Origin of the sequence: Streptomyces sp. NPDC085481 (assembly GCF_044541845.1) — a bacterium.
Taxonomy (GTDB): domain Bacteria; phylum Actinomycetota; class Actinomycetes; order Streptomycetales; family Streptomycetaceae; genus Streptomyces.
The window spans coordinates 670,030-682,827 of the sequence record NZ_JBITTJ010000001.1 but is presented as its reverse complement, the minus strand read 5'-3'; the positions used below and the strand labels follow the sequence as shown (position 1 = coordinate 682,827).

Below are 12,798 nucleotides of genomic sequence, written 5' to 3'. Positions count from 1 at the left end.
GGTATGACGACGAATCAGACCGTCCGGAACGCCAGCACCACGTTGTGGCCACCGAATCCGAACGAGTTGACCCCTCCCCCGTGCGCCCCTCGCACCGCTTCGCGGGCTTCGGGGCGCTGTGCCGGACTCCGCCCGGCGGGCCTGCGGAGGCCCGGTCGGGTCAAGCGGCTGGTCAGACCGTCCGGAACGCCAGCACCACGTTGTGGCCACCGAATCCGAACGAGTTGTTGATCGCGGCGATCGTGCCCTGCGGCAGCTCGCGGGGCGCGTCGCGGACGATGTCCGCGTCGACGTCCGGGTCCAGGTCGTCGATGTTGATGGTCGGCGGGGCCAGGCGGTGGTGGAGCGCCAGGACCGTCGCGACGGTCTCGATGCCGCCGGCGCCGCCGAGGAGGTGGCCGGTCATCGACTTGGTCGCGGAGACCGCGACGTGGTCCAGGTCGTCGCCCAGGACCTTGCGCAGCGCCTTGATCTCGGCGACGTCGCCCTGCGGGGTCGACGTGGCGTGGGCGTTGAGGTGGACGACCTCGGACGGCTTCAGGTCCGTCGCGTCGAGCAGGTTCTGCAGCGCCGCCGCGATGCCCCGGCCGGTCGGCTCGGGCTGCGCGATGTGGTGGCTGTCGGCCGACAGGCCCTGGCCCAGCACCTCGCAGTAGATCTTCGCGCCGCGCGCCTTCGCGTGCTCCTCGGACTCGAGGATGACCACGCCCGCGCCCTCGCCCAGGACGAAGCCGTCACGGCCCTTGTCGTAGGGGCGCGAGGCCTGCTCGGGCCGGTCGTTGTTCTTGGACATCGCCATCATGTTGGCGAAGGCCGCGATCGGCAGCGGGTGGATCGCCGCCTCGGTGCCGCCCGCGACGACCACGTCGGCACGGCCGGTACGGATCATCTCGACGGCGTAGCCGATCGCCTCGGCGCCCGACGCACACGCGGAGACCGGGGTGTGCACGCCCGCCCGGGCGTTCACCTCCAGGCCCACGTTGGCGGAGGGGCTGTTGGGCATCAGCATCGGCACGGTGTGCGGGGAGACGCGGCGCACGCCGGACTCCTTCAGCACGTCGTACTGGTCGAGCAGGGTGGTGACACCGCCGATGCCGGAGGCGATGACGGAACCGAGCCGCTCGGGCACGATCTTCTCGTCCTCGCCGGCCGGGGCGGTGTAGCCGGCGTCGGCCCACGCCTCGCGGGCCGCGATCAGCGCGAACTGCGCCGAGCGGTCCAGCTTGCGGGCCAGCGGCCGGGGCAGCACCTCGGAGGGGTCCACCGCGGCGCGCGCCGCGATCCGTACGGGCAGCTCCTCGAAGCGCTCGCCCTCCAGGGGCCGGACGCCGGAGCGGCCCGCGAGCAGACCCTCCCAGGTCGATGCGGAGTCGCCACCCAGCGGAGTGGTTGCGCCGATACCGGTGACGACCACGGTGCGATTGGTCGGGCTCACAGGAATTCTTTCTCCATGTGTGTGATGGTCGAAAAACGGCGCCACCGCTGGGTGGCGGACCGGGTCAGCAAGGACCGAATCAGCCCTGGTGCTTCAGGATGTACGAGGTCGCGTCGCCGACCGTCTTGAGGTTCTTGACGTCCTCGTCGGGGATCTTGACGTCGAAGCGCTCTTCGGCGGCCACGACGACCTCGACCATGGACAGGGAGTCGACGTCCAGGTCGTCGGTGAAGGACTTGTCGGTCTCGACGTCCTCGACCGGGATGCCGGCGATCTCGTTCACGATCTCGGCGAGACCCTTGACGATCTCTTCCTGGGTGGCGGCCATGGTGGCGCTCCTTCTTGTGTGTGCTGAGGAAAAGTGGCTTCCGGGAGATCCGGAGTGCCTAGGGGAGAGTAACGACCGTCGCGGCGTAGACGAGACCCGCCCCGAAGCCGATGACGAGCGCGGTGTCGCCGCTCTTCGCCTTCCCGGTCGCCAGGAGCCGCTCCATCGCGAGCGGGATCGAGGCGGCCGAGGTGTTGCCGGTGGTCTCCACGTCACGGGCGACGGTGACATGCTCCGGCAGCTTCAGCGTCTTCACCATCGAGTCGATGATCCGCATGTTCGCCTGGTGCGGGATGAAGACGTCCAGGTCATCCGCCGTGATACCGGCGGCGTCCAGCGCCTGCTGGGCGACCTTCGCCATCTCGAAGACGGCCCAGCGGAAGACCGCCTGGCCCTCCTGCGTGATGGCCGGGAACTTGATCTCGCCCTGCTCGTTGAGGGGGAGCTTCGACACGTCGCCGATGTGGAACTCGTTCCACGGCACGGTCTGCTTGATGGTCTCGGACTTGTCGCCCTCCGAACCCCACACGGTGGGGCCGATGTGCGGCTCGTCCGAGGGGCCGACGACCACGGCGCCCGCGCCGTCGCCGAACAGGAAGGCCGTCGCGCGGTCCTCCAGGTCGGTCAGGTCGCTGAGCCGCTCCACGCCGATCACCAGGACGTACTCAGCCGAACCCTCGACGATCATGCCCTTGGCGAGGGTGAGGCCGTAGCCGAAGCCCGCGCAGCCGGCGGAGATGTCGAACGCGGCCGGCTTGCCGGCGCCGATCTTGTCGGCGATCTCGGTGGCCACCGCCGGGGTCTGCTTGAAGTGCGAGACCGTGGAGACGACGACCGCGCCGATCTGGTCCGGGTCGATCCCGGCGTCGGCGATGGCCTTGCCCGAGGCCTCCACCGACATCGCGGTGACGGTCTCCTCGGGGGACGCCCAGTGGCGGGTGGAGATGCCGGAGCGCGAGCGGATCCACTCGTCGGAGGAGTCGATCTTCTCGAGGATCACCTCGTTGGGCACCACACGGGTCGGGCGGTAGCCGCCGACCCCGAGGATGCGCGCGTACGGGGCGCCCTTACTGGGCTTGATCTTCGCCATGCTTGTCGACACTCCTTGTCAGGCGGATGCGTGCTCGGCGACGAGCGTGCGGGCCGCGTCGAGGTCGTCGGGGGTCTTCAGGGCCACGGTGGCGACACCGGGCAGGGCGCGCTTGGCGAGGCCGGTCAGGGTGCCGCCGGGGCACACCTCGACCAGGGCGGTGACGCCGAGCTCCTTGAACGTCTCCATGCACAGGTCCCAGCGGACCGGGTTGGCGACCTGGCCGACGAGGCGGGACACCACCTCGGCGCCGGTGGCCACGGTCCGGCCGTCCTTGTTCGAGACGTAGGCGACCGACGGGTCGGCCGGGGACAGCTCCTTGGCCGCCGCCTCCAGCTTCGCCACCGCGGGGGCCATGTGGTGCGTGTGGAACGCGCCCGCGACCTGCAGCGCGACCACCCGGCGGACGCCCTCGGGCTTGTCCTCGGCCAGGGCGGCCAGCTGCTCCAGGGTGCCGGCGGCCACGATCTGGCCGGCGCCGTTCACGTTCGCCGGGGTCAGGCCCAGCTTCTCCAGATGCGGGACGGTCACCTCGGGGTCGCCGCCGAGCAGCGCCGACATGCCGGTCTCGGTGATCGCGGCGGCCTCGGCCATCGCCAGACCACGGGTGCGTACGAGACGCAGCGCGGCGGTGTCGTCGAGGACGCCCGCGAAGGCGGCCGCGGTGAACTCGCCGACGCTGTGACCGGCGACCGCGCCGGGCGCGATGCCGGCGACGTCACCGAGGGCGGCGGCGGACAGCAGGCCGGCCGCGACGAGCAGCGGCTGGGCCACGGCGGTGTCGCGGATCTCGTCCGCGTCGGCCTTCGTGCCGTAGTGGGCGAGATCGAGCCCGATGGCGTCGGACCAGGCCGCGACACGGTCGGCGGCACCGGGGAGTTCGAGCCAGGGAGTCAGGAAGCCGGGCGTCTGGGCGCCTTGGCCGGGAGCGACGAGTACGAGCACCCTCACACTCTCTCTTGGGGACGGTCCCGGGCGCCCGTGGGGACAGGGACGAAGAACCGTCGGGGGAATTGTTGGTGTTCGACAAAAGTCTAGGACTGCGTATCCGCCTCGGCCAAGCGCCCGAGAATCAGGGCGATCCGCAGGGTGAAGGCCGAGCGGACATCGGAGGGTGACCAGCCGGTGACGTCGGTCACACGTCGGAGCCGGTAGCGCACGGTGTTGGGGTGCACGAACAGCATTCGGGCAGCGCCTTCGAGGCTGCTCGCCTGCTCCAGGTAGACACTCAGTGTTTCCAGCAGAGCCGAGCCCGCTTCCTCCAGCGGTCTGTAGATCTCCTCCACCAGCTGCTCTCGGGCGGAAGGGTCGGAGGCGATGGCGCGCTCCGGCAGGAGATCGTCCGCGAGTACGGGGCGCGGGGCGTCCTGCCACGCCGAGCAGGCCTTGAGACCGGCCGCGGCGGCCTGCGCCGAGCGGGTCGCGGCCAGCAGGTCGGGGACGACGGGGCCGGCCACCACCGGACCGGCCGCATACGGGCCGATCAGCGACTTCGCCACGGCGAGCGGGTTGTCGTTGCCGCCCGCGATCACCACGAGCCGGTCGCCGAGCACACCGGTGAGGACCTGGAGCTTGGCGTGCCGGGCGGCCCGGCGGATCGCCTCCACGGTCAGCTCGCTGTCGCCGTCCGGGGCGGTGCCGAGCACCACGCAGACGTTGTCCGGCGAGTTCCAGCCGAGCGCGGCGGCCCGCGAGACGGCGCCCTCGTCGGCCTCGCCGGACAGGACCGCGTTGACCACCAGCGACTCGAGCCGGGCGTCCCAGGCGCCGCGGGCCTCGGCGGCCTGCGCGTACACCTGGGCGGTGGCGAAGGCGATCTCGCGGGCGTACACCAGCAGAGCCTCGCGCAGCACGCTCTCGTCGCCCGGTGCGGCGACCTCCTCGATCGCCGTCTCCATGACCTCGATGGTCGTCCGGACCATCTCCACGGTCTGGCGCAGGGTGATCGCCCGGGTCAGCTCGCGCGGCGCGGTGCCGAAGACGTCGGTGGAGATCGCCTGGGGCGTCTCCGGGTGCCGGAACCACTCGGTGAACGCGGCGATACCGGCCTGCGCGACCAGACCGATCCACGACCGGTTCTCGGGCGGCATCGCCCGGTACCACGGCAGCGTCTCGTCCATCCGGGCAATGGCGTTGGCGGCCAGCCGACCGGAGGACTGTTCGAGGCGCTTCAGCGTCGCGGAATGCGGGTGAGGGGCGTTCACGGGTTCAGGCACGGGGACAAGACTGCCTTATCGGGACGGTCACGTGCGGGGGCGGGGCGGCGTCGGTCCCGTTTCGCCGCTCCCGCGGCCCTCGCCGCGGCTACCGTGAACCCGTGATACGCATCCAGCGCGGCGGGGAGCGGTACCCCGGAGGCGACCCGGAGGCCGGGATCGACACCCGGCACGCCCTGTCCTTCGGCCGGTTCTACGACCCCGACAACCTCCGCTTCGGCGCGCTGCTCGCCTGCAACGAGGAGCGCCTGGCACCCGGCGCGGGCTTCGACGAGCACCCGCACAGCCACACCGAGATCGTCACCTGGGTCGTCGAGGGCGAGCTGACCCACCACGACACGGCCGGCCACACCACGGTCGTCCGCCCCGGCGACGTACAGCGCCTCAGCTCGGCCGGCGGCGTCCGGCACGTGGAGCGCAACGACGGCGCCGTGCCGCTGACCTTCGTCCAGATGTGGCTCGCCCCGCTGGACCCGGGCGGCGATCCCTCGTACGAGGTGGTGCGCGGGATCGCCGACTCGACCCCGTACGCCCTTCCAGAGGCGGGCGCGATGCTGCACGTCCGGCGCCTGGAGACGGGCGAGCGGACGGCGGTGCCGGACGCCGACTTCGGGTACGTCCACGTGGTGCGCGGGACGGTACGGCTCGACGGCGCGGAACTCGCGGCCGGCGACGCGGCCCGCCTGGCGGACGAGAAGGACCTGGCGCTGCTCGCGACGAGCGACGCCGAGGTCCTGATCTGGGAGATGCGGCGCTGATGCCTGCCCGGCCCTGATGCGCCGGACACCCCCTAGAGCGCGCTCTTCGCCTTCCACTGCTGCCAGCTGAGGTTCCACGCCCCGTAGCCGTTGCCCTCGGCGACCGTGCCCTTGGTGTCGGCGCCGGTGATCTCGAAGGGGTCGCCGACGCGGACCGAGGCGTAGAAGGAGGCGGCCTGCTCGGTGCTCATGCCGATGCAGCCCGAGCTGTGGTTGGCCCGGCCGAAGTACTGGGCGTTCCACGGTGCCGCGTGCGCGTACATGCCCGACCAGGTCAGGCGCATCGAGTAGTCGACCATCTTGTTGTAGGCGTCGCCGAGGCCGACCGTCTCGGAGTTCATGTTGATGGTGCCCTCCTTCGCCATGACGACCGCCGTCCCGCGCCACGAGCGCTTGTCGCCGCCCGGTGTGCCGCCGGAGACGGGGATCGTCCGGACGGTGCGGCCGTCGCGGAGGACGGACAGCCGCTTGCGGTCCAGGTCGACCTTGATCACCTGGTCCTGGTCGGAGACGGTGAAGCGGGTGCTGTAGTCGCGCACGAACCAGCCGCCGCCCGAGTCCGTCCCGTCGAGCGTGGCGTCCAGGGTGACCTCGGTGCCCGGCTTCCAGTACTCCTTGGGCCGCCAGTCCACCCGGTCCCTGCCCGAGTAGTCCGTCAGCCAGCCCCACGAGCCCTCGGTGCCGTTGGAGGTGGTGACCTTCAGCTGGCGCTCCACGTCCGCCTTGTTCTTCACGGGGTGGTCGAACACGATCGACAGCGGCTGGGCGACGCCCACGGTCGTGTTCTTGCCGGGTGCCAGGGTCAGTTTGTTGACGTCGTCCGCCTCGGGAATCGAGAACGTGGAGCGGGAGGTCGTCTCCTTGCCGCCGGCGGTACGGGAGGTCGCCTCCACCGTGTACGAGGTGCCCGGCGCGGCCTTGCGGTCCGAGGCCCACGAGGCGCCGTTCGCGCCGGTGCGGCCGACCAGCACGATGCCTTCCGCGTCGACCACCTTCACCCGCGCGAGGGTGCCGCCGCTCGCCGTCACGGTCACCGGCCGGCCGGCCGCCGGGGGTGCCACGGTCACCTTCGCCGGGGTCTCGTTCGCGGCGGAGGCGGCCGCCCGGGGCGGGGCCTCGCCCGCCGTCGCCGCCGAACAGGCGGTGAGCGAGACGGCGGTGAGGAGGAACAGGGGTATGCGTATCCGCGTCACGGGACAGACCTCCGCGGGAGGAGTGGAAAAGGTGGGATGAGCTGGACTGTAGGCCGCCGACCGGGCCCCCGCCGGTGCCCGCGGCCATGTGACGACGGCTGCAGGGAAACGGTCATCGTCCGGTCACATTCCTCGCGCGGACCCGTCAATACCGGCTGTGAGCCTGCTGTGCGCCCCACCACCGAACGGGGCGGAACAAGGAGGCTCCCGTTGTGTCAGCCCTGCTCGTGACGGCCGCACCCGCCCGGGCGCTGCGGCTCGGACCCGTCACCCCCGAGACGTACCGCGCCTTCCTCGCCGCCCGCTCCACCGGTCCTGACGGGCCGAGCTTCCTCCAGCTCCCCGCCTGGGCGCAGGTGAAGGAGGGCTGGGCGCACCAACTCATCGGCTGGGGCCCCGAGTCGGGCGAGCTCACCGGTGTCGCCATGGTGCTGCTGCGACCCTTCCCCGGCACCCGCAAGTACTTCGCCTACCTGCCCGAAGGCCCCGTCGCCGACTGGGCCGACCCCGACCTCGACGGCTGGCTCGACCCCCTGCTGCGGCACCTGCGGGCCTCCGGCGCCTTCGCCGTACGCATCGGCCCCGGGCCCGACTACCGGCGCTGGAGCGCCGCCACCCTCAAGGCGAACACCGGGCCAGGCCGGCGCCTCGCCGACGTCCTCGCCAGCGAGGTCGACCCGCTGGGCTCCGCCGTCGCCGAACGGCTGCGGGCCCGCGGCTGGCGCCGCTGTGGCGGGGACTCCCAGGACGGTGGCGACGCCCAGCCCCGCCACGTCTACCAGGTGCCCCTCACCGGCCGTACGGCCGACGACCTGTGGACCGGCCTCAACCAGGAATGGCGCCGCAACATCCGCAAGGCCCGCAAGTCCGGCGTCGAGGTCGTCGTCGGCTCCGCCGCCGACCTGCCCGAGTTCCACCGGCTGTTGCGCGTCACCGAGGAGCGCGACGGTTTCCGGCTCGGCCGCTCCCTCGCGTACTACGAGCGTCAGTACGCCGTCCTCAACGCCGAGCACCCCGGCCGGATGAGGCTCTACCTCGCCCGCCACGAAGGCGAGGTGCTCGCCGCCCACACCATGATCACGGTCGGCCGGCGGGTCTGGTACCAGACCGGCGCCTCCGCCGACCACCGCCGCGAGGTCCGCCCGTCCAACGCCCTGCAGTGGCGGATGATGCTCGACGCACACGCGCTCGGCGCCCACGTCTACGACCTGCGCGGGGTACCCTCCACCCTTGATCCGGACGACCGGGCCCACGGGCTGCTGCGCTGGAAGCTCGGCACCGGCGGACGGGTCGTCGAGACCTTGGGGGAGTGGGAGATTCCGTTGCAGGGCACGACCAACCACACGCTGTACCGCGCCTTCCAGGCGTACCTGGCCCGTCGATGACGGCGACGGTCACCGAGCCCAGGGCGGCCGGCGCCCCGTCCGTGCTGCGCAGCGGCGCGCTCATGGCCGCCGGCTCGCTGGTCTCCCGCGCCACCGGTTTCGTACGCTCCGCGGTCGTCGCCGCGGCCCTCGGCTCCGGCCTCGTCGGCGACGGCTACGCGATGGGCAACTCCGTCCCCACGATCGTCTACATGCTGCTGCTCGGCGGCGCGCTCAACGCCGTCTTCGTGCCCGAGCTGGTCAAGGCGGCCAAGGAGCACGCGGACGGCGGGGTCGCCTACACCGACCGGCTGCTCACCGTGTGCGTGTTCGCCCTCACCGTCCTGACCGCCGCCGCCGTCCTCGCGGCGCCCGCGATCGTCGACGGCTACACCGACTACAGCGGGAACCAGCGCGCGATGACCGTCGCCTTCGCCCGCTCCTGCCTGCCGCAGATCTTCTTCCTCGGCCTGTTCACCCTGCTCGGCCAGGTGCTCAACGCGCGCGGCCGGTTCGGCGCGATGATGTGGACCCCGGTCCTCAACAACCTCGTGACCATCGCCGTCTTCGCCCTCTTCCTGACCGTCTCCGACGGCGGCGAGCTCACCGCGGGCGAGACCGCGCTGCTCGGCTGGGGCACCACCGCCGGCATCGCCGTGCAGGCCCTCGCCCTGCTGCCCTCCCTCAAGGCGGCGGGCTTCCGCTGGCGCCCCCGCTTCGACTGGCGCGGCAGCGGCCTCACCGCGCCGCTGCGCTCGGCGGGCTGGCTGGTCCTGCTGGTCCTCACCAACCAGGCCGCGTACTGGGTCACCACCAGGATCGCGACGGCCGCGGGGCAGCGTGCCGAGGGCGCCGGGCTCAGCGCGTACAACAACGCCTACCAGCTGTGGATGGTCCCGCACGGCATCATCACCGTCGCCCTCGTCACCGCCCTGATGCCGCGGATGAGCGGCGCCGCGGCCGAGGACGACCTCGCCCGGGTGCGCCGCGACGTCGGCTACGCCCAGCGCACCAGCGCGGCGGCCGTCGTCCCGGCCGCCTGCGCCCTCTTCGCCCTTGCGGTGCCGGTGATGAGCACCGTCTTCCAGCACGGCAGGACCGACGGATCCGCCGTCCGCTCCATGGCCTGGATCCTGATGGCCCTCGCCCCGGGCCTCGTCGCCCTCTCGGGCCAGTACGTGTGCACCCGCGCCTTCTACGCCCTGCGCGACACCCGCACCCCCTTCTTCCTGAACCTGGTCATCGCGGGCCTCAACGCCCTGCTCGCCGTCTGCGCCTACGCGCTCCTGCCGGCCCACTGGGCGGTCGCGGGCATGGCCGCGGGCTACTCGCTGGCCCTGTGGGCGGGCTGGGGCCTGACGGCGTACGTGCTCGGCCGCCGCCTCAAGGGCGCGGAAGGCACCGGAGCCGGGGGCATGCTCGTACGCCTGCTGCTCGCCGCGGCCCCCGCCACGGGCCTCGGGCTCCTGACCGCCGACCTGACCGCCCCCTCGGGACCGGTCCCCTCCGGCCTGGCCGGCGCGTTCGTCGTCGTCGCCGTCTTCGCGGGCCTGGCCCGCCCCCTGCGCCTCACGGAGGTGCAGGCGCTGATCGGCGGCGCCACCGGCCGCGCCCGTCGCCTCGCCCGGAGGCCCCGGTGACGAACGGGCCCCGACCACATTCGGCCGATCTCGACCTTGGGATACTCCACCCATGCCACGCGTGCTGCTGATCGAAGACGACCCCTCCGTCCGCGAAGGCGTCGAGCTCGGGCTCCGGCGCCGCGGGCACGAGGTGCGCACCGCCGCGACCGGCGAGGCCGGGCTCGCCGCGCTCGCGGAGTTCCGGCCCGACCTGGTGCTGCTCGACCTGATGCTGCCGGGGATGAACGGCGTGCAGGTCTGCCGCCGGGTCCGCGAGACCAGCCAGCTGCCCATCATCATGCTCACCGCCCGCGGCGACGACTTCGACGTCGTCGTCGGCCTGGAGGCCGGCGCCGACGACTACATCGTCAAGCCCGCCCGCACCGAGGTCATCGAGGCCCGCATCCGCGCCGTGCTGCGCCGAATAGAGGAGCCGGGCGCCGGCAGGCCGGCCGTGGAGTTCCACGGCGAGCTGGCCGTCGACCGGGTCGGGCTCACCGTCGCCAAGAACGGCGAACGGATCGCCCTCGCGCCATCCGAGCTCAAGCTCCTGCTGCACCTCACCGCCGCCCCCGAGCAGGTCTTCAGCCGCCAGCAGCTCCTCGAACACGTCTGGGAGCACAGCTTCCACGGCGACGCCCGCCTGGTCGACGCCTGCGTGCGCCGCCTCCGCAACAAGATCGAGGACACCCCGGGCGAGCCCCGCTACATCCAGACCCTGCGCGGCTTCGGCTACCGCTTCGGACCGCTGTGAGAGCCCACGTGCCGGGCGGCGCCCGCCCCGCCGGGAAGCGCCGGCGCCGCCTGCGCGCCTTCGGCCTGCGCACCCGCCTCGTCCTCGCCTTCCTCCTCGTCGCCGCCGTCGGCTGCGGCACCACCGCCGCGCTCACCTACCGGGCCGCCCGCAACGCCATCCTGGAACAGACCCAGGACACCGCCGTCACGGCCTTCCGCCAGCAGGTCGAGAGCCTGAACACCATGCTGCCCATCGACACCGAAGGGCTGCGCAACGAGCTGCAGCGCATCGCCCGGCAGGGCAAGCCCCGGCCCTGGCGGGTGTACGCGGAGTACGGCGACCTGCGCGTGTCGTCCACCGACCGGCCCGAGTCCACCGTCCTGACCCCCGAACTGCGCACCCGCGCCCGCGCGCTCGGCACCACCCACGGCAGCTTCCAGCGGGTGGTCAAGGACGGCACCCCGTACCTCACCATCGCGGTCCCCGCCGTCTTCGGCACGTACTACCGGGGCTTCCCGGAGGGCAGCCCCACCGGCCTCGTCCTGTACGCGGTGATGGACCTCGGCGAGGAGGAGGCCAACATCCAGGCCATGGTCTTCGCCGCCCGCGACGGCGCCCTGCCCGCGCTGCTCGTCGCCCTGATCCCGGCGCTGCTGGCCGCCCGGGGCGTGCTCCGCCCCGTACGCGAGCTGCGGCAGGCGGCCCACAGCATGGGCCAGGGCCGCCTGGACACCCGTATCCACGCCAAGGGCAGCGACGAACTCTCCGACCTCGCCCGCACCTTCAACGAGTCCGCCGCCGGGCTCGAACGTTCCGTCACCGAGCTGCGGCGCGCCGAGGCCCGAGCCCGCCGCTTCGCCTCCGACGTCTCCCACGAACTGCGCACCCCGCTCGCCGGGATGCTCGCGGTGACCGAGGTGCTCGACGAGGACGCCGGGCAGCTGGACTCGGACACCGCCCGCGCGGTCCGCCTGATCAGCGCGGAGACCGGCAAGCTGGCCGTCCTCGTCGAGGACCTGATGGAGATCTCCCGCTTCGACGCCCGCGCGGCAGAACTCCACACGGACGAGGTGGACGCGGCCGAACTGGTACGCAAGACCCTGCAGAACCGGCACTGGACCGACCCCGCGCAGGACCCCGCCCCCGTCGTCACCGAGCTCACCGACGGCATCCGCGCCCGGCTCGACCCGCGCCGCTTCGACGTGGTCGTGGCCAACCTGGTCGGCAACGCGCTGCGGCACGGCGGCCCGCCGGTGACGGTCCGGGTGTACGCGGAAGGGGACTGGTTCCTCACGGAGGTCGCCGACCGGGGTCCCGGCATCCCGGAGGACGTCCTGCCGCACGTCTTCGACCGCTTCTACAAGGGCGACCCGGCCCGTACCCGCTCGGCCGGCAGCGGACTCGGCCTCGCCATCACGCTGGAGAACGTGCGGCTGCACGGCGGTACCGTCGTCGCCGCCAACCGGCCCGACGGCGGCGCCGTCTTCACCGTCAGGATCCCGCTGTGAGCCGGCGTCCGCGCCGCGGTGCGGCGGCCGCCCTGCTCGCCCTGCTGTCGCTCGCGGGCTGCGGCATACAGAAGAGCGACGTCGTCGAGGCGGGCGCCGCCGCGCCGGTCACCGTGCACCCGACCAGCAACCCGAGGCTGCTGCTGTTCTTCGTGGGAAGGGACGGCCGGCTGATGCCGGTCGTCCGCGACATCGGCTTCGGCCCCGACAGCGAGACCCGCTCCGGAGCGTTCGACTACCGGGTCGCCACCGACAAGGTGCTCGGCACGCTCTTCGACGGACCGGACGACAAGGAGCGCACCGCCGGTCTCACCACCCGGATCGCCTTCCACGGGGCGGGCAACCCCCACACGACGAAGCAACCGGGCGCCGACGGCCGCACGGAACTGCGCGTCCGGCTCAGCGTCCGGGTGCGGGACCTCGACCCCATCGCCGTACGCCAGTTGGTGTGCACGGCCTCCTACGCCGAGGACCTCGGCAGCACGGCCCAGGTCGTCGTCTCCGGCCTGGACGGCGCCCTGCCCGCGACCCGCTGCACGACCGACTAG

General features: G+C 72.5%; 12 protein-coding genes. 6 read left to right on the top strand and 6 right to left on the bottom strand.

Annotated elements, in window-relative coordinates; all coding sequences use genetic code 11:
* Positions 1 to 172 precede the first annotated feature (172 nt).
* The 5 genes from fabF to ACIGEZ_RS03225 form a co-directional block, all read right to left on the bottom strand.
* A complete protein-coding gene (gene fabF / locus ACIGEZ_RS03245) occupies positions 173 to 1,435 on the bottom strand; it encodes a beta-ketoacyl-ACP synthase II (RefSeq protein WP_399825045.1) in 1,263 nt (420 codons plus the stop codon).
* A gap of 79 nt (positions 1,436 to 1,514) precedes the next feature.
* A complete protein-coding gene (locus ACIGEZ_RS03240; protein ID WP_399825044.1) occupies positions 1,515 to 1,763 on the bottom strand; it encodes an acyl carrier protein in 249 nt (82 codons plus the stop codon).
* Between the two features lie 58 nt (positions 1,764 to 1,821).
* Positions 1,822 to 2,853 carry a ketoacyl-ACP synthase III gene (locus ACIGEZ_RS03235; protein ID WP_399825043.1) on the bottom strand — a complete coding sequence of 344 codons (1,032 nt, stop codon included), beginning with the start codon at positions 2,851 to 2,853 and terminating at the stop codon, positions 1,822 to 1,824.
* An 18-nt stretch (positions 2,854 to 2,871) separates the two neighbouring features.
* Positions 2,872 to 3,798, bottom strand: a complete 927-nt coding sequence (locus ACIGEZ_RS03230; RefSeq protein ID WP_399825041.1) for an ACP S-malonyltransferase — start codon at positions 3,796 to 3,798, stop codon at positions 2,872 to 2,874.
* 89 nt (positions 3,799 to 3,887) lie between these two features.
* Positions 3,888 to 5,069, bottom strand: a complete 1,182-nt coding sequence (locus ACIGEZ_RS03225) for a PucR family transcriptional regulator (protein WP_399825039.1) — start codon at positions 5,067 to 5,069, stop codon at positions 3,888 to 3,890.
* A 104-nt stretch (positions 5,070 to 5,173) separates the two neighbouring features.
* Here ACIGEZ_RS03225 and ACIGEZ_RS03220 point away from each other — a divergent pair, with 104 nt between their 5' ends.
* Positions 5,174 to 5,827: a pirin family protein gene (locus ACIGEZ_RS03220; RefSeq protein WP_399826199.1), complete on the top strand. Its 654-nt coding sequence runs from the start codon at positions 5,174 to 5,176 to the stop codon at positions 5,825 to 5,827.
* Between the two features lie 32 nt (positions 5,828 to 5,859).
* Here ACIGEZ_RS03220 and ACIGEZ_RS03215 read toward each other — a convergent pair whose 3' ends face one another.
* On the bottom strand, positions 5,860 to 7,020 hold the full coding sequence (locus ACIGEZ_RS03215; protein WP_399825038.1) for an Ig-like domain-containing protein: 1,161 nt from the start codon (positions 7,018 to 7,020) through the stop codon (positions 5,860 to 5,862).
* A gap of 212 nt (positions 7,021 to 7,232) precedes the next feature.
* On the opposite strand from ACIGEZ_RS03215, the gene ACIGEZ_RS03210 reads away from it, so the two are divergent.
* Genes ACIGEZ_RS03210 through ACIGEZ_RS03190 form a run of 5 tightly spaced genes read left to right on the top strand, consistent with a single transcriptional unit; the run spans position 7,233 to position 12,798 of the window.
* Positions 7,233 to 8,405 (top strand): lipid II:glycine glycyltransferase FemX, encoded by a 1,173-nt coding sequence (locus ACIGEZ_RS03210; RefSeq protein ID WP_399825036.1) that lies wholly within the window; start codon positions 7,233 to 7,235, stop codon positions 8,403 to 8,405.
* A complete protein-coding gene (gene murJ / locus ACIGEZ_RS03205; RefSeq protein WP_399825035.1) occupies positions 8,402 to 10,024 on the top strand; it encodes a murein biosynthesis integral membrane protein MurJ in 1,623 nt (540 codons plus the stop codon). Before ACIGEZ_RS03210 ends, murJ begins: the two co-directional genes overlap by 4 nt.
* A 52-nt stretch (positions 10,025 to 10,076) precedes the next feature.
* Positions 10,077 to 10,760, top strand: coding sequence for a response regulator (locus tag ACIGEZ_RS03200; RefSeq protein ID WP_399825034.1), 684 nt, complete (start codon positions 10,077 to 10,079; stop codon positions 10,758 to 10,760).
* Positions 10,757 to 12,250, top strand: a complete 1,494-nt coding sequence (locus ACIGEZ_RS03195; RefSeq protein WP_399825033.1) for an ATP-binding protein — start codon at positions 10,757 to 10,759, stop codon at positions 12,248 to 12,250. The genes ACIGEZ_RS03200 and ACIGEZ_RS03195 overlap by 4 nt, the downstream gene beginning before the upstream one ends.
* Positions 12,247 to 12,798, top strand: coding sequence for a hypothetical protein (locus tag ACIGEZ_RS03190; RefSeq protein WP_399825032.1), 552 nt, complete (start codon positions 12,247 to 12,249; stop codon positions 12,796 to 12,798). The genes ACIGEZ_RS03195 and ACIGEZ_RS03190 overlap by 4 nt, the downstream gene beginning before the upstream one ends.

Excerpts from the sequence above, each read along its gene's own strand:
- ACIGEZ_RS03240 (WP_399825044.1), bottom strand. The coding sequence starts at position 1,763 with ATGGCCGCCACCCAGGAAGAGATCGTCAAGGGTCTCGCCGAGATCGTG.
- ACIGEZ_RS03200 (WP_399825034.1), top strand. The coding sequence starts at position 10,077 with ATGCCACGCGTGCTGCTGATCGAAGACGACCCCTCCGTCCGCGAAGGC.
- ACIGEZ_RS03235 (WP_399825043.1), bottom strand. The coding sequence starts at position 2,853 with ATGGCGAAGATCAAGCCCAGTAAGGGCGCCCCGTACGCGCGCATCCTC.
- murJ (WP_399825035.1), top strand. The coding sequence starts at position 8,402 with ATGACGGCGACGGTCACCGAGCCCAGGGCGGCCGGCGCCCCGTCCGTG.